Here is a 15,600-nt window from a genome sequence, read left to right on the forward strand (position 1 = left end):
GCTGCCTGCGAGCCGCGGTCCGCTTCCCGAGCAATGCCTTACCTCGCCCGCAGACAAGCCCGCCATTGCGCACATGCGCGCACGGGCCACCGACGCAAGAACGACGCGGCGGCAGCGGCAGCAGAAAGCAGCAGCAAGAGCGGACGGCGCACCCGCATGGAACGCGCAATACGTCCCGCGCGATGCCGAAGTGGCCGCGTGAATCCAATGCCCACCGCTCGCCCTGCGAGACCACTGGATAACCGGCGCACGCCTGCGGGTCCGTGCGGGGTCAAAGCGCCTTGCACGGATGGAGCGACAATGCGCGACTTTGGCAAAACTCCATCCTTAGCGGCCGCATGAAATACACCGACAGTCACGAATTCCTGGCCCAAGTGGCAGCGCGCAATCCGGGACAGCCCGAGTTCCTGCAGGCGGTCACCGAGGTCATCGAAAGCCTCTGGCCTTTCATCCAGCGCCACCCCAAGTACGCCCAGCACGGCCTGCTGGACCGCCTCGTCGAGCCGGAGCGGATGATCCAGTTCCGCGTGTCCTGGGTGGACGACCATGGCGACGTCCAGGTCAACCGGGGCTATCGCATCCAGCACAGCAGCGCGATCGGCCCGTACAAGGGCGGGCTGCGGTTCCATCCGTCCGTCAATGCATCGATCCTCAAGTTCCTGGCTTTCGAGCAGACGTTCAAGAATGCGCTGACCACGCTGCCCATGGGCGGTGGCAAGGGCGGCTCCGATTTCGACCCGAAAGGCCGCAGCCCGGCCGAAGTGATGCGCTTCTGCCAGGCATTCGCAACCGAACTGTTCCGCCACGTGGGCGCCGACACCGACGTACCGGCGGGGGATATCGGCGTCGGCGGCCGTGAGGTCGGCTTCATGGCCGGCATGGTGAAGAAGCTCACCAACCGCGCCGACTGCGTCTTCACCGGCAAGGGACTGTCTTTCGGCGGCTCCCTGATCCGCCCTGAGGCTACCGGCTACGGCACGGTCTACTTCGCGCAGGAAATGCTCCAGCGCAAGGGCCGCTCGCTCGAGGGCATGCGGGTCAGCGTGTCGGGGTCGGGGAACGTCGCGCAATACGCCGTGGAAAAGGCCATGGCGCTGGGCGCCCGGGTGGTCACAGTCTCCGACTCGAGCGGCACGGTCGTGGACGCGGACGGCTTCACTCCGGAAAAGCTGGCCCTGCTGATGGAGGTAAAGAACCACCTCTACGGCCGCGTCAGCGAATATGCCGCCCGCACCGGGAGCGAGTTCCACGCGGGCCGCACCCCCTGGAGCGTGCCGGTGGATGTGGCGCTGCCTTGCGCCACCCAGAACGAGCTGGACGCGGACGACGCACGCATGCTCGTGGACAACGGCGTCCAGTGCGTGGCCGAAGGCGCCAACATGCCATCGACCAACTCCGCCGTGCAACTGTTCGAGAAGGCCGGCGTCCTGTTCGCTCCGGGCAAGGCCAGCAATGCCGGCGGCGTGGCCACTTCGGGGCTGGAGATGAGCCAGAACGCGATGCGCCTGAGCTGGCCCCGCGAAGAGGTGGATGCACGCCTGCTGACCATCATGCGCGGCATCCACGATGCCTGCGTCCTGCACGGCCAGCGCGACGACGGCACCGTGAGCTACGTCGATGGCGCCAACATCGCAGGTTTCGTGAAGGTCGCCGACGCCATGCTGGCCCAGGGCGTCATCTGAGCGAAGGGCCCGCTCGCCAGGCCTGCCCGGCGAGCCGCCGGTCCAGCGCCCGATCCGGACGGCACGCACGCGCGGTGCGTCAGGTCCGAGCACCTGGCGAAGGCGCCCTCCGAAGCCGCATCAGGTCACGTAGTCGCCGCTGGCTTCCGGCTGGAACAGAACCGCCCGCACCAGCCCCTGGCGCTCGCCCGTGGGCGTCTGCCAGCGCACCTGCGCGCCTGCCGGCAGTCCGATCAGGCTGCAGCCCAGGGGCGACAGCACCGAGATGAAGCCGCTCGAAGGCTCCGCGTCCTCGGGATAGCACACGGCAAGTACGCGGCGCTCGCCCGAATCCCTGTCCTCCAGCTCGAACTGCGAGTACATGGTGATCACCTCCGCTGCGATCTGCGGGCCGGGCACCACGTCGGCGTCGGCGAGCAGGTCCGCCAGGCCGGCGGTGGTGTGCGAGGCGCTCAGTCTTTGAAGCCGGACGAAGTCCAGCTCGGTCAGTTGCTTGTCGAGAAAATGGGGGGTCGGTTGCATGCTTCGCTCCATGAGTGCGCCGGATCGGCCCGGCGGTACGGATGGCGCGTCAAGGAAATGCGAGGGGCCGCCGGGCCGGGAAAAGTGCGACAGCACGCCGTCGCCCACGCGCAGGCGCAGCGGCGGCAGACAGGAGGTGGTACGGCAGGCAGGACACGCCGCCAGTATGCGGCACGCGGGCAAGTTGACGCGATTCTGGCAAGGCCGGCAGGGGCATTGCCGCGACCGTGGATCCAGACCGGTGCACTGCTCGGACCTGCGGCCGCGCAGCCGTGCGGCTGGGCCGCTGCGCGCGGAGGAGAAGGACTGGTGCCGGTTATCGGATTCGAACTGATGACCTACCGCTTACAAGGCGGTTGCTCTACCAACTGAGCTAAACCGGCAGCACGAAAATTCTAAGCGGACCGAAGCCGCCTGCAGCAGCTCACTTGATCCGCTTGAGGGCCGGTCGCGGACCGCCCCCTGGCGGCGGCTTGGGCGGCTCGCCGTCCTCGCCGCCCTTGCTGCCTTCGGCTGCGGCTTCGCCGGGGACCAGTTGCATGATCCGGTCGGGCGCAGGTTCCGGCTCGCCACCGGCCGCGGGCACGCTGCTGAGAGGAGAAGGCCGCGGCGCCGAAGCCGCGTCGGCTTGGGGGCCAGCGCCACCGGGTGCGGCGGGCGCCACCGGGAACGCCATGCCCTGGCCATTCTCCCGGGCGTAGATGGCGAGCACGCGGCCGATCGGGACCATGATCTCGCGCGCCACGCCAGCGAAGCGCGCGCGGAATTCGATGAACTCATTGCCCAGCTTGAGCGAGCTGGTGGCGTCGAAGCTGATGTTCAGCACGATTTCGCCGTTCTTCACGTACTCGCGAGGTACCTGCACGGTCTCATCGACGAGCACCGCGACATAGGGCGTGAAGCCGTTGTCGGTGCACCAGTCGTAGAGGGCACGAATCAGGTAAGGGCGGGTGGACGTGGAGTCGAGAGCGTTCATCGGAGGCGGGCGTGGCGCGCGCAGCGCGCGCGACACGCGGTACTTACTTGCGCATGACCTTCTCGGAGGGCGTCAGCGCCTCGATGTAGGCCGGACGCGAGAAGATGCGCTCGGCGTACTTCAACAGCGGCGCTGCGTTCTTGGACAACTCGATTCCATAGTAGTCCATGCGCCAGAGCAGCGGCGCGATGGCCACGTCGAGCATGGAGAAGTTGTCCCCCAGCATGTACTTGTTCTTGAGGAACACGGGTGCGAGCTGGGTCAAGCGGTCGCGGATGTGGCTGCGCGCCTTCTCCAGCGCCTTCTCGTTGCCCTTGGAGGCACGGGACTCGAGGGTGCTGACGTGCGCGAACAGCTCCTTCTCGAAATTGAGCAGAAACAGCCGCACGCGCGCGCGGTCCACCGGGTCGCCCGGCATCAGCTGCGGGTGGGGGAAGCGCTCGTCGATGTACTCGTTGATGATGTTCGACTCGTACAGGATCAGGTCGCGTTCGACCAGGATCGGCACCTGCCCGTAGGGGTTCATCACGTTGATGTCCTCGGGCTTGTTGTACAGATCGACGTCGCGGATCTCGAAGTCCATTCCCTTTTCGAACAGGACGAAACGGCAGCGGTGGGAGAACGGGCAGGTCGTACCGGAATACAGCACCATCATGGCAATGGCTCCTTGAATCGGAAAGGAGTGGGACGCGCGGGCGGCCCACTCCGGAAAAATCGGTGGATGCCGGCGGCGTGCCGGCGGCGTTCAGGATGCCCGGTCAGTGGACATTCTTCCAGAAAGCGGCGTTGAGTCGCCAGGCGATGAAGGTGAAGAGGCCAAGAAACAGCATCACCCACACACCGACCCGCACCCGCTGGTTCTGGTAGGGCTCGGCCATCCAGTGCAGGTAGTTGACGAGGTCACCCACGGCCTGGTCGTACTCGATGGGCGACATGGTGCCGGGCGTCACCTGGTTCCAGCCGCGGAACACCTGGACCTCGCTCCCGTGGCTCACGACGGTGTCGAACACCGGCTCACGAAGACCCTGCAGTTCCCACAGCGCGTGCGGCATGCCCACGTTGGGAAAGGCAAGGTTGTTCCAGCCGGTCGGCTTGGTCGGGTCGGGGTAGAAGGTGCGCAGGAAGGTGTAGAGGTAATCGGCGCCCGTGCCACCATGGCTCGAGCGCGAGCGCGCGATGAGCGTCAGGTCGGGCGGGTTGGCTCCGAACCATTCCTTGGCCTGCTTGGGATCGATCGCGGCTTTCATGGTGTCACCGACGCGGTCGCTCGTGAACAGCAGGTAGTCCTTGATCTGCGCGTCGGACAGGCCGATGTCGGCCAGCCGGTTGTAGCGCATGAAGGCTGCCGAGTGGCAGTTCAGGCAGTAGTTGACGAACAGTTTGGCGCCGTGCTGCAGAGACGCCAGGTCGTTGGTGCGAATCGGCGCCTTGTCCCAGGCGAGTCCGCCGCCGGCCGCGTGCGCCGGCCCGGCCACGCCGAGCGCCATGGCCGCCGAGAGGATCAGGAATTGAATGAGTTTTTTCATGGCTGCAGTGGTGTCCCGGCTCAGTGCGCAGCGAAGGTGATGCGCTCGGGCACGGGCTTGAACGTGCCCAGCCGGCTCCAGAACGGCATCAGCAGGAAGAAGGCGAAGTACAGCACCGTGCCGACCTGCGACACACGCTCCCCGAGCGGCGACGGCGGCTGTACGCCCAGATAGGACAGCACCAGGAAGTTCAGCACGAACAGGCCGTAGACCCACTTGTGCCAGTCGGGGCGGTAGCGGATCGAGCGCACCGGACTGGCGTCCAGCCACGGCAGGAAGAACAGGATGATGACAGCGCCGCCCATCACCACCACACCCCAGAACTTGGCATCGATGCCGAGCATGAGGGCGATGGCGACGGCGGCTGCGACCACCAGCGCGCCCTTGATCAGGCCCGGCAGCCGGGTACGCACCAGCGCGAGCACGGTGGCGAGCACGACGATCAGCACGAGCGCATACATCATCTCGGTGGTGATGGCGCGCAGCATCGAGTAGTAGGGCGTGAAGTACCAGACCGGAGCGATGTGCGCCGGCGTCTTCAGCGGGTCGGCCGGGATGAAGTTGTTGTATTCGAGGAAGTAGCCGCCGAACTCGGGGGCGAAGAAGATCACCGCCGAGAACGCCATCAGGAAGACCGATACACCCATGATGTCGTGCACGGTGTAGTACGGGTGAAAGGGGATGCCGTCCAGCGGACGTCCCTGCTCGTCCTTCGGAGCGTTGGGGCCCTTGATCTCGACACCGTCGGGATTGTTGGAGCCGACGTCGTGCAGCGCCAGCAGGTGCGCCACGACCAGCCCCAGCAGCACCAGCGGCACGGCGATGACGTGGAAGCTGAAGAAGCGGTTGAGCGTGGCGTCGCTCACCACGTAGTCACCGCGGATCAGGATGGCCAGGTCGGGACCGACGAAGGGGATGGCGGAGAACAGGTTCACGATCACCTGTGCGCCCCAGTAGGACATCTGACCCCAGGGCAGCAGGTAGCCCATGAAGGCTTCGGCCATGAGCACCAGGAAGATCGAGCAGCCGAAGATCCAGACCAGCTCGCGCGGCTTGCGGTAGCTGCCGTAGATCAGGCTCTTGAACATGTGCAGGTACACCACCACGAAGAAGGCCGAGGCGCCGGTGGAGTGCATGTAGCGCACCAGCCAGCCCCAGGGAACGTCGCGCATGATGTATTCGACCGAGGCGAAGGCGAGGTTCGCGTCGGGCTTGTAGTGCATCACCAGGAAGATGCCGGTGACGATCTGGATCACCAGCACCAGCAGGGCGAGGGACCCGAAGAAGTACCAGAAGTTGAAGTTCTTCGGCGCGTAGTACTCGGCGAGGTGGTCGCGGTAACCGGCGATGGCCGAGGGGAACCGGTTGCTGAACCAGTTGCCGAGCTTCGCGCCGATCGGGGCGTTGGGGGAGATTTCCTTGAATTCAGCCATGGTGCTCAGGCCTTCTTGTCTTCGCCGATCAGCAGCCGGGTATCCGAGAGGAACATGTGCGGCGGCACCTCGAGGTTGTCGGGCGCGGGGCGGTTGCGGAACACGCGACCGGCCAGGTCGAAGGTCGAGCCGTGGCACGGGCAGAGGAACCCGCCTTGCCAGTCGTCCGGAAGCGAAGGCTGCGCACCGGGCTGGAACTTGTCCACCGGGGAGCAGCCCAGGTGCGAGCAGATCCCGACGCCAACGAAGAACTCGGGCTTGATGGACCGGTGCACGTTCTGCGCGTATTCCGGCGTGGGATAGGCGGTGCGCTGCGACATCGGATCGGCCAGCTGATCGTTGAGCTTGGGCAGTGCCGCAAGCTGCTCCGGCGTGCGACGCATGATCCACACCGGCTTGCCCCGCCACTCGACGGTGACCTTGTCCCCGGGCTGCAGGGCCGAGATGTCGACCTCGACGGCAGCACCCGCGGCCTTGGCCCGCTCGGACGGCTGGAAGCTACTGACGAACGGAACGGCGACGAACGCGCCGCCCACCGCGCCCGCGCAGGTGGACGCGATCAACCACGTCCGCTTGCTGGCGTCCACTGGGGTGTCACTCATGGGGGTCCTCGGGGGAATCGCTGAAGTTAGGTCAACCGGTGATTGTAGCGGAGCGCAACCCCCGCCCTTTAGGGGTAACGCCAGCGCGAAAGGGGTTTGGATCGATACTGCCGGGCTTCATCAACACGGGTCAGAAACCATGGGAATGCTCAAGGAATTCCGCGAGTTCGCGATCAAGGGCAACGTCATCGACCTGGCAGTCGGCGTCATCATCGGGGCCGCCTTCAGCAAGATCGTCGATTCGCTGGTCAAGGACGTCATCATGCCGATCGTCTCGACCATCGTCGGACGCATCGATTTTTCCAACAAGTTCCTGGTGCTGGCCCCCGTCCCCGACGGCGTGGGCCGCAGCCTCCCGGAACTCGTCCGCGCCGGCGTCCCGGTGCTCGCGTGGGGCAGCTTCGTGACCGTGCTGGTCAACTTCCTCATCCTGGCGCTGGTGATCTTTCTGATGGTGCGCCAGATCAACCGGCTGCGGCGCCGGTCGGCCGAACCAGCAGCCGCAAGCCCTGCGGCGCCTGCCGAGGACATCGTGCTGCTGCGCGAGATCCGCGACAGCCTGCGCGGCGCGTCGCCTGCCAACGAGCGCTAGCGCGCAGCCACGGCGTCCGGCAGCAGCGAGCGCGCCACCCGGATCGCCTCGATCAGGCTCGACGGGTCGGCCTGTCCCGTGCCCGCGATGTCGAAGGCCGTTCCGTGGTCGGGGCTGGTGCGCACCAGCGGCAGGCCGAGGGTGACGTTCACCCCTTTGTCCAGCCCCAGGTACTTGACGGGAATCAGACCCTGGTCGTGGTACATGGCGACCACCACGTCGAAGCTGCGCAGGCCCCGCGCGCGCATGAAGATGGTGTCCGGCGGGTGGGGTCCGCTCGCATCCAGCCCTTCGCGGCGGGCGATCTCGACGGCCGGCGCGATGTGCTCGATCTCCTCCCGGCCGAACAGCCCGCCCTCCCCTGCATGCGGATTCAGGCCCGCCACCGCCATGCGGGGCGGACGGCCCAGTGCCCGGGAGAGCGCCTCATGGGTAATGCGCAGGGTCTGCAGCACGCTGTCGGTGCGGACCGCCTCGATGGCTTCGCGCAACGAGACATGGATGCTCACCAGCACCGTGCGCAACTCGTCGCTGGCCAGCATCATGCGCACCGGCACATCGGACGCGGCGCGCCCCAGCTGAGCCGCAGTCTCGTGCTGCAGGAGCTCGGTGTGTCCGGGAAAATCGACGCCCGCGGCGGCCAGCGCCTCCTTGTGCAGAGGCGCGGTGACTACTCCGGCGACCTCGCCCGCCAGTGCGGCACGTGCCGCCCACGTGACTGCTGCGGCAGCCATGGCGCCGGCCTGCGGCTGCACCCGTCCCCAATGCACCAGCGCAGGCGCGGCAGCGCCGACCTGCAGCACCGGCAGACAGCCCCGCGGAACCTCCAGCGCCTGCGAGGGGCGTTCGATCAGCGCGATCGGCAGCGCTGCGGCGCCCGGTGGCGTGGCGGCGGCCGCGGCACGGCGCAGGTGCGCCAGGTCGCCGGCGACGAAGCAGCCAGCCGTGACTGCCGGCGCCTCCCGGAAAGCGCGCGCAAGGATTTCGCCGCCGATACCGGCGGGGTCACCCATGGTGAGCGCCAGGACCTTCGCTGTCATGGGGCGCCTCCCGGACGCTGCCCGCATCGGCCACGCCAACGACCCGGCGCCCGGCGGCGTCGAAGCCGGACTCCGAGACCTCGCTCCCGCGTGCCGCAGGCAGGTGATGGGCGGGCGGCGAGCAGCCCCCTGGCTGCCGTCGGCGAATGAAGCGGTGGCGCCGGATGTCTCATGCGGGGTTGGGCAGGTCGATGAACAGGTGCTCGATACCCAACTGCGCGGCCACATGGGCCGCCACCGCCGGGGCGCCGTAGCGCTCGCTCGCGTGGTGGCCGCAGGCGATGAAGCTCACGCCGCACTCGCGTGCGTAGTGCGCCTGCGGCTCGGAGATCTCGCCGGTAATGAAGGCCTGCGCCCCCGCGGCGATGGCGGCCTCGAAGTAGCCCTGCGCGCCGCCAGTGCACCATGCGACGCGCTCGAGCGGGCCCGGGTGCCCCGGCACGGCGACCACGGCACGGCCGAGGACCTGCGCCACGTGCTCGCCGAGTGCGGCCGTGTCGGCGAATCCAGCTCGCTGCTCGGGCTCTCCAAGAAATCCGAGCTCCTGGTCGCCGAAGCGACCGGTTGTGCGCAGGCCCAGGCGGGCGGCGAGCTGGGCGTTGTTGCCGAGTTCGGGGTGCGCGTCCAGCGGCAGGTGGTAGGCGAACAGGTTGATGTCGTGGGCCAGCAGCACCGAGAGACGACGCTTCATCCAGCCCGTGACGCGGCCGTCCTGCCCACGCCAGAACAGCCCGTGGTGCACGAAGATGGCGTCGGCCTGCGCCTGCACCGCCGCCTCGATGAGCGCCAGGCTCGCCGTCACGCCGGAGACGATGCGCCGGACGTCGGGGCGTCCCTCGACCTGCAGGCCATTGGGACCGTAGTCCTTGAAGCGGCCGGGCTGGAGGAGGTCGTCGAATGCACGCAAGAGCGTTTGCTGTTGGACCATGAAAGGAAGGACGAAAACGCGAAACGCCGATTGTGGCGCGGGCCCGCCGGATGTCGCGCGGGGTCTACACTCCCGTGTCTCTTCGCAGCTGGATTTTCATGCGTCGCTATTGGCTGGTGTTCTCCCAGGCCGTCACCGTCTTGCTCGCGGCCTGGTTCGTCGTTGCCACCCTCAAGCCGGAGTGGCTGGGCCGTCCGGCCAGCCTCAGCCGCGGCACGGGCGTATCGCTGTTCGAGGCTCCACCGCCGCTGCCGGGCACCACCCCGATCGGCAGCTTCCGCGGCGCAGCGCAGCGGGCCTCGCCGGCGGTGGTGAGCATCAACACCTCCAAGGCGCTGCAGGGACCGCATGCGCAGGACCCGTGGTTTCGCTTTTTCTTCGGAGAACGCGGCGCGCAGCCGCAAAGCGGCCTGGGCAGCGGCGTGATCATCAGCCCCGAGGGCTACATCCTCACCAACAACCACGTGATCGCCGGCGCCGACGCGATCGAGGTGCTGCTCAACGACAGCCGCAGTGCACGGGCCCGCGTGATCGGCACCGACCCGGAGAGCGATCTCGCCATCCTGAAGATCGACCTCGACCGCTTGCCGGTAATCACGCTCGGCAACTCCGACAGCCTGCAGGTGGGCGACCAGGTGCTGGCGATCGGCAATCCCTTCGGCGTGGGCCAGACCGTCACCAGCGGCATCGTGAGCGCGCTCGGGCGCAACCAGCTGGGCATCAATACCTTCGAGAACTTCATCCAGACCGACGCCGCCATCAACCCGGGCAATTCCGGCGGCGCCCTGGTGGATGTGAACGGCCAGCTCATGGGCATCAACACAGCCATCTACTCGCGCTCGGGCGGCAACATGGGAATCGGTTTCGCGATCCCCGTCTCGACGGCCAAGATGGTGCTGGAAGCGATCGTGCGCGACGGGGTCGTGCGCCGCGGATGGATCGGCGTGGAGCCGGCCGACCTGTCGCCCGAACTCATGGAGACCTTCGGGGTCAAGGCACGCAGCGGTGTGCTGATCACCGGGGTGCTGCAGAACGGCCCTGCCGCACAGGCGGGGATCCGCCCGGGCGACGTGATCGTCCAGGTGAACGGCCGCAACATTGGCAACGTGTCGGAACTGCTCACCAGCGTCGCTTCGTTGAAGCCCGGGGCGCCGGCACCCTTCAAGGTGCAGCGACGCAGCGACGCGGTGGAGGTGAACGTCACCCCCGGCGAACGGCCTCGTCCGCAAGAGCTGCAGCCGCGCTAGCAGGCCCGGCGAGCCGTTCGGGGGGCGCCACAGCGCAGGGGGCCGTGCCGGTCCGTCCGGCGACACGCGGGAGGCCGCAGCGTGGCCATGGAATCACCAGCATGCCGGTGCCGCACGAGGAATCGCGCAGTGCAGCGGGGCCGGCCGCGCAGCCGCAGCTGCCCATTGGGTCCCGATGATCAGGCGTCGGACGCGGCCGCGCCTTCTTCGTCAGGCGCCTTGGTGTGCTTGATGAAGAGCTGGGCAGCCCAGATGCCTACTTCGTAAAGCAGCACCATGGGAATCGCGAGCGCCAGCTGTGATACCACGTCGGGCGGCGTCACGATGGCCGCAATGATGAAGGCCAGCACGATGAAGTAGCTGCGGAACGCGCGTAGTTTCTCGACTGTGACGATGCCCACGCGCGCCAGCACCACCACGACGATGGGAACCTCGAACGCAAGCCCGAAGGCCAGGAACATCGTGAGCACGAAGCTCAGGTAGGCCTCGATGTCTGGCGCGGCCGTGATGCTCTTGGGCGCGAAGCTCTGGATGAAGGTGAAGACCTGCCCGAAGACGAAAAAGTAGCAGAACGCCACGCCGACGAAGAACAGCAGCGTGCTGGAGACCACCAGCGGCAGCACCAGCTTCTTCTCGTGGTTGTACAGGCCGGGAGCGACAAAGGCCCAGACCTGGTAGAGCACCACCGGCAGCGCGATCAGGAACGCCGCCATCAGCAGGATCTTGAGCGGCACGATGAAAGGCGAGATCACCGAGGTGGCGATCAGGGTCGCGCCTTCGGGCAGCGTGGCGGTGAGCGGTGCTGCCAGCAGGTCGTAGAGCGCCGCCGGTCCGGGCCAGATCGCCAGGGCGGCCGCCACCACGCCGACTGCGATGACGGCCTTGATCAGTCGGTCGCGAAGCTCGACCAGGTGCGCAACGAATGGCTGTTCAGTCCCTGCGAGCTCGTCTTCTTTGTTGGGGTCGGCCATCAGTTGAATTTCTTCGGCCGGTAGCGCGCGACCCGCGCCGCGCCGGAGAGGGCGCGCGTGCGGACGCCGTTGCGGGCCTTGTACCAGTTGGGCATGGCGCCCTGCTTGATCCGCCACTTCTTGCGCGGATTCTTGTACTCGGGGTAGGACGGCGGCACCTCGAGCGACTGAACCGGTCCGTGGGTGTCGAAAGCGCTCGCCGCCTCGTTGAACTCGCGCTCGACGTCGCTGGCCGCTCCGTGGATGGAACTCTCGACGTCGCGCGCCGCGTTCGCCACCGTGTCCTTCATCTTGCGCAGCTCATCGAGCTCCATGGAGCGGTTGACTTCCGCCTTGACGTCGTTCACGTAGCGCTGGGCCTTGCCCAGCAGCGTGCCGACGGTGCGGGCCACGCGTGGCAGCTTCTCCGGCCCGATGACGATCAACGCCACCGCGCCGATGAGCGCCATCTTGGAAATGCCGAGGTCGATCACGGTCGATGCTGCCGATGAGGCAGGTTCAGGACCTGTTGCGCGCCTCGACGTCGATCGTCGTCTTGCCCTTGTCCTGCGCGGCCGGGGCGCTGGTGACCTGCTGCGGCGGCGTGGTGGACGCATCCTCGGGCGTGGAGCCGTCCTTCATGCCGTCCTTGAAGCCCTTGACGGCACCGCCGAGGTCGGAGCCCATGTTCTTGAGCTTCTTGGTGCCGAAGACCAGCACCACGATCAGCAGCACGACCAGCCAGTGCCAGATGGAAAAGGAACCCATGGATAACTCCTGAATGAATTGGGACGATTCTAGTTCGCGTGCGGATGGGCACTTGCCCCGAAGGGACAGGGTTTCACCCCTTGAGCCAAGGGCGTGGCCCACCGATCACATGCACGTGCAGATGGTGCACTTCCTGGCCACCTTCCGCACCGGTATTGACCACCATGCGGAAGCCACCCGCGGGATAGGGATTGCAGCCCTGCTCGCGCGCCAGCCGCGGTGCGAGGGCCATCAGGCGGCCCAGCAGGGGAGCATCGGATTCGGTGACGTGGGCCATGGAAACGATGTGCCGCTTCGGAACGAGCAAGAAGTGCACCGGCGCCCACGGGTGGATGTCGTGGAAGGCCAGGAGTTCCTCGTCTTCGTAGACCTTGCGCGACGGGATCCTGCCATCGACGATCTTGCAGAAGAGGCAGTCGGGGTCGTGCGCGCGAGGGGCTGCGTTGTCGTCGTGCTCGGTCATGGCAATGCGGCGAAACAGGGAATCGGGAGAACGGGTGTGCTCACGGCGTGGCACCGTTGGTAAAGCGCAGCCAGCCGCGCAGGCAGCGATAGAGGTACCAGAGGCCCACGATGCCGTGGGCGGCCATCCCGGGCAGCACGAACAGCAGGTACAGGGGAGACGTGACCACCAGCCACAGCACCGTCCACCAGAAGGTGGAAATCATGTAGGCGTGGTGCGCCAGGTACAGCGGGTGATGCTCGTCCCCACGCTTGATGTAGTTCACTACCAGGGCGATCACGGCAAGCGTCCCCAGGCTCAGCCACGCGACCGTGTGCATGCCGTACAGCACATGCATGAGCAGCCGGTCGTTCGAAGTCTTGGGCGTCAGCGCCACAGGGACGGGATCGTGCATCGACATTCCTTGCTCCGGTTGGGTGGCAGATTCAAGGCTGCTGGCCCGCTTCGCGTGCCAAGGCCTTGCGCAGGGCCTTTTCTTCCAGCCCGCCAAGGCCTTCGCGGCGCACGAGCTCGGCCACCACGTCGGCAGGCGAGAGTCCGTAGTGCGCCAGGGCGATCATGCTGTGAAACCAGAGGTCGGCGACCTCGCCGACGAGCTTGGAGCGGTCGCCTCCGTGGTCGCAGTCCTTGGCGGCCATCACGGTCTCGCAGGCCTCCTCGCCGATCTTCTTGAGAATGGCGTCGGGGCCCTTGTGCAGCAGCCGCGCGACGTAGCTGCGCTCGGGGTCGCCGCCCTGGGCGGGCTTGCGGCTTTCGATGACCGCAGCCAGGCGGTCGAGTGCGTCGGTGGAACTCATGCAGCTCACTTGTAGATGGTTGCGGGGTCTTTCAAGACCGGCTCGCCTTCGATCCAGGCGCCGTCGCGCAGCACGTGGAAAAAGCAGCTGTGGCGGCCGGTGTGGCAGGCGATGCCGGGCTCGTGCCCGAGCTGCGTCACCCTGAGCAGCAGCACGTCGCTGTCGCAATCCATGCGCACCTCGTGCACGCGCTGCACATGCCCGGACTCCTCGCCCTTGAACCACAGGCGGCCGCGCGAGCGGCTGAAATACACGGCGCGGCCGAGCTCCACCGTCTGGCGCAGCGCCTCGCGGTCCATCCACGCGAACATGAGCACGTCGCCGCTCGACGCCTCCTGCGCGATGACGGGAATCAGTCCGCGCTCGTCCCACTGCACCTGGTCCAGCCAATTCATGGGGGCGATTGTCCACCATCGCATCGGCCGGGATACCGGCGCTGCGGGCGCGCGAAAACACCGGCTCAGCGGGAAAAATTCCGCGCTCTGCGCGGCCGCTGCAGGCCCTCAGGTGCGCACCGGCACTCCACGCGCGCGCATGTGGGCCTTGGCCTGGGCCACCGTGAATTCGCCGTAGTGGAAGATGCTGGCCGCGAGCACGGCATCGGCACCCCCGATCTGCACGCCGTCGGCCAGGTGTTCGAGGCTGCCGACGCCGCCGGACGCGATTACCGGCACCTCGACCGCATCGGCCACGGCGCGCGTGAGTGCCAGGTCGAAACCGGACTTGGTGCCATCGCGGTCCATGCTGGTCAGCAGGATCTCGCCCGCCCCACGGCGCGCCATCTCGCTCGCCCAGGCCACAGCGTCCAGTCCCGTGTTGCGGCGCCCCCCATGGCTGTAGACGTCCCAGCCAGCACCCCGCGCCAGCTCGTCGGCGCCGGCGCGCCGCTTGGCATCGATGGCCACCACGATGCACTGCGCGCCGTAGCGGTCGGAGGCATCGGAGATGACCTGCGGGTTGGCGATGGCCGCCGAATTGAAGCTGGTCTTGTCGGCGCCCGCATTGAGCAGGCGGCGCACGTCGTCCACGCTGCGGACGCCGCCGCCGACGGTCAGCGGAATGAACACCTGCGAGGCCACGGCCTCGATGATGTGCAGGATCAGGTCGCGCTCGTCGCTGGTGGCGGTGATGTCGAGGAAGGTGAGCTCGTCGGCGCCCTGATCGTTGTAGCGCGCCGCGATTTCGACCGGGTCGCCCGCGTCGCGCAGCTCGACGAAGTTGACCCCCTTGACGACGCGGCCCCCCGTCACGTCCAGGCACGGGATGATGCGTTTGGCCAGCACGTTCAGGCGCTCATCTCGTCGGCCTTGGTCTGGGCCAGGGAGAAGTCCAGGTCGCCGGAATAGATGGCGCGCCCGCAGATCACGCCCTCGATGCCTTCGTCCTCGACGGCGCAGAGCTTCTCGATGTCGGCCATGCTGGACAGGCCGCCCGAGGCGATCACCGGAATCGTGAGCGACTGCGCCAGCTTGACGGTGGCTTCGATGTTGATGCCGGTGAGCATGCCGTCGCGGCCGATGTCGGTGTAGACGATGGACTCGACGCCCCAGTCCTCGAACTTGCGCGCCAGATCGACCACCTCATGGCCGGTCAACTTGCTCCAGCCGTCGGTGGCGACCTTGCCGTCCTTGGCATCGAGCCCGACGATGATGTGCCCGCCGAAGGCGCTGCAGGCGTCTTTCAGGAAGCCCGGGTTCTTGACGGCGGCGGTACCGATGATGACGTAGCGCAGGCCGCCGTCGATGTACTTCTCGATGGTGTCCAGGTCGCGGATGCCGCCTCCGAGCTGCACCGGGATCTCGTCGCCCACCGCCTTCAGGATGGAGCGGATGGCGCTGAAGTTCTGCGGCTTGCCGGCGAACGCGCCGTTGAGGTCCACCAGGTGCAGGCGCCGAGCACCTTTTTCCAGCCAGTTCCGCGCCATGGCGGCAGGGTCCTCGCTGAAGGTGGTGGCCTGGTCCATGTCGCCCTGCTTGAGGCGCACGCAATGTCCGTCCTTCAGGTCGATGGCGGGGATGAGAAGCATGAGGAAAAGAAGGGTGAAGCGGAGGAACGGCCGACTACCAGACCCGAA

Annotated in this window: 20 protein-coding genes and 1 tRNA gene; 3 read left to right on the top strand and 18 right to left on the bottom strand. The window is 67.1% G+C overall.

The window, feature by feature from the left end:
- The first annotated feature begins 338 nt into the window (after window positions 1–338).
- Complete coding sequence (gene gdhA / locus WG922_RS00635; protein WP_340279885.1) at window positions 339–1,682, top strand: NADP-specific glutamate dehydrogenase; 1,344 nt, start codon at window positions 339–341, stop codon at window positions 1,680–1,682.
- Between the two features lie 120 nt (window positions 1,683–1,802).
- Here gdhA and WG922_RS00640 read toward each other — a convergent pair whose 3' ends face one another.
- From WG922_RS00640 to petA, 7 genes are all read right to left on the bottom strand, one after another.
- Entirely contained in the window at window positions 1,803–2,204 is a 402-nt protein-coding gene (locus WG922_RS00640; RefSeq protein WP_340279887.1) for a GreA/GreB family elongation factor, read from the bottom strand.
- 307 nt (window positions 2,205–2,511) lie between these two features.
- Window positions 2,512–2,587: transfer RNA gene (locus tag WG922_RS00645), tRNA-Thr, on the bottom strand.
- A gap of 41 nt (window positions 2,588–2,628) precedes the next feature.
- Complete coding sequence (locus WG922_RS00650; RefSeq protein ID WP_340279888.1) at window positions 2,629–3,180, bottom strand: ClpXP protease specificity-enhancing factor; 552 nt, start codon at window positions 3,178–3,180, stop codon at window positions 2,629–2,631.
- A gap of 43 nt (window positions 3,181–3,223) precedes the next feature.
- Window positions 3,224–3,835 carry a glutathione S-transferase N-terminal domain-containing protein gene (locus tag WG922_RS00655; protein WP_340279890.1) on the bottom strand — a complete coding sequence of 204 codons (612 nt, stop codon included), beginning with the start codon at window positions 3,833–3,835 and terminating at the stop codon, window positions 3,224–3,226.
- A 103-nt stretch (window positions 3,836–3,938) separates the two neighbouring features.
- Window positions 3,939–4,706 carry a cytochrome c1 gene (locus WG922_RS00660; protein WP_340279892.1) on the bottom strand — a complete coding sequence of 256 codons (768 nt, stop codon included), beginning with the start codon at window positions 4,704–4,706 and terminating at the stop codon, window positions 3,939–3,941.
- Window positions 4,707–4,726: 20 nt separating this feature from the next.
- Window positions 4,727–6,139 (bottom strand): cytochrome b, encoded by a 1,413-nt coding sequence (locus WG922_RS00665; protein WP_340279893.1) that lies wholly within the window; start codon window positions 6,137–6,139, stop codon window positions 4,727–4,729.
- A 5-nt stretch (window positions 6,140–6,144) separates the two neighbouring features.
- Window positions 6,145–6,741, bottom strand: coding sequence for a ubiquinol-cytochrome c reductase iron-sulfur subunit (petA, locus tag WG922_RS00670; RefSeq protein WP_340279895.1), 597 nt, complete (start codon window positions 6,739–6,741; stop codon window positions 6,145–6,147).
- A 139-nt stretch (window positions 6,742–6,880) separates the two neighbouring features.
- Between petA and mscL the strand changes: the two genes are divergently transcribed.
- A complete protein-coding gene (gene mscL, locus WG922_RS00675; protein WP_340279897.1) occupies window positions 6,881–7,333 on the top strand; it encodes a large conductance mechanosensitive channel protein MscL in 453 nt (150 codons plus the stop codon).
- On the opposite strand, the gene pdxA is transcribed toward mscL, so the two are convergent.
- Both pdxA and WG922_RS00685 read right to left on the bottom strand, forming a co-directional pair.
- A complete protein-coding gene (gene pdxA, locus WG922_RS00680; protein WP_340279899.1) occupies window positions 7,330–8,373 on the bottom strand; it encodes a 4-hydroxythreonine-4-phosphate dehydrogenase PdxA in 1,044 nt (347 codons plus the stop codon). The genes mscL and pdxA overlap by 4 nt on opposite strands.
- Window positions 8,374–8,542: 169 nt before the next feature.
- Window positions 8,543–9,301, bottom strand: coding sequence for a Nif3-like dinuclear metal center hexameric protein (locus WG922_RS00685; RefSeq protein ID WP_340279901.1), 759 nt, complete (start codon window positions 9,299–9,301; stop codon window positions 8,543–8,545).
- Between the two features lie 98 nt (window positions 9,302–9,399).
- Between WG922_RS00685 and WG922_RS00690 the strand changes: the two genes are divergently transcribed.
- Window positions 9,400–10,548: a S1C family serine protease gene (locus tag WG922_RS00690; protein ID WP_340279902.1), complete on the top strand. Its 1,149-nt coding sequence runs from the start codon at window positions 9,400–9,402 to the stop codon at window positions 10,546–10,548.
- 179 nt (window positions 10,549–10,727) lie between these two features.
- On the opposite strand, the gene tatC is transcribed toward WG922_RS00690, so the two are convergent.
- The 9 genes from tatC to hisA all read right to left on the bottom strand — a co-directional run bounded on the left by tatC (window position 10,728) and on the right by hisA (window position 15,552).
- On the bottom strand, window positions 10,728–11,519 hold the full coding sequence (tatC, locus tag WG922_RS00695; protein ID WP_445322775.1) for a twin-arginine translocase subunit TatC: 792 nt from the start codon (window positions 11,517–11,519) through the stop codon (window positions 10,728–10,730).
- Window positions 11,519–11,992 carry a Sec-independent protein translocase protein TatB gene (tatB, locus tag WG922_RS00700; protein ID WP_340279903.1) on the bottom strand — a complete coding sequence of 158 codons (474 nt, stop codon included), beginning with the start codon at window positions 11,990–11,992 and terminating at the stop codon, window positions 11,519–11,521. Before tatB ends, tatC begins: the two co-directional genes overlap by 1 nt.
- Window positions 11,993–12,017: 25 nt before the next feature.
- On the bottom strand, window positions 12,018–12,266 hold the full coding sequence (gene tatA / locus WG922_RS00705; RefSeq protein ID WP_340279905.1) for a Sec-independent protein translocase subunit TatA: 249 nt from the start codon (window positions 12,264–12,266) through the stop codon (window positions 12,018–12,020).
- Window positions 12,267–12,339: 73 nt separating this feature from the next.
- Complete coding sequence (locus WG922_RS00710) at window positions 12,340–12,729, bottom strand: histidine triad nucleotide-binding protein (protein WP_340279907.1); 390 nt, start codon at window positions 12,727–12,729, stop codon at window positions 12,340–12,342.
- Window positions 12,730–12,769: 40 nt separating this feature from the next.
- The gene (locus tag WG922_RS00715; protein WP_340279908.1) at window positions 12,770–13,123 is read right to left on the bottom strand and encodes a DUF4870 family protein; all 354 of its coding nucleotides are present in this window, start codon (window positions 13,121–13,123) and stop codon (window positions 12,770–12,772) included.
- Between the two features lie 31 nt (window positions 13,124–13,154).
- Entirely contained in the window at window positions 13,155–13,526 is a 372-nt protein-coding gene (locus WG922_RS00720; RefSeq protein WP_340279909.1) for a phosphoribosyl-ATP diphosphatase, read from the bottom strand.
- Window positions 13,527–13,531: 5 nt separating this feature from the next.
- Entirely contained in the window at window positions 13,532–13,921 is a 390-nt protein-coding gene (gene hisI / locus WG922_RS00725) for a phosphoribosyl-AMP cyclohydrolase (protein WP_340279910.1), read from the bottom strand.
- A 108-nt stretch (window positions 13,922–14,029) separates the two neighbouring features.
- Window positions 14,030–14,809: an imidazole glycerol phosphate synthase subunit HisF gene (hisF, locus tag WG922_RS00730; protein WP_340279911.1), complete on the bottom strand. Its 780-nt coding sequence runs from the start codon at window positions 14,807–14,809 to the stop codon at window positions 14,030–14,032.
- Window positions 14,810–14,811: 2 nt separating this feature from the next.
- Complete coding sequence (gene hisA, locus WG922_RS00735) at window positions 14,812–15,552, bottom strand: 1-(5-phosphoribosyl)-5-[(5-phosphoribosylamino)methylideneamino]imidazole-4-carboxamide isomerase (RefSeq protein WP_340279913.1); 741 nt, start codon at window positions 15,550–15,552, stop codon at window positions 14,812–14,814.
- Between the last annotated feature and the right edge of the window lie 48 nt (window positions 15,553–15,600).

Source organism: Ramlibacter sp. AN1015 (assembly GCF_037726105.1).
Taxonomy (GTDB): Bacteria; Pseudomonadota; Gammaproteobacteria; order Burkholderiales; family Burkholderiaceae_C; genus Ramlibacter.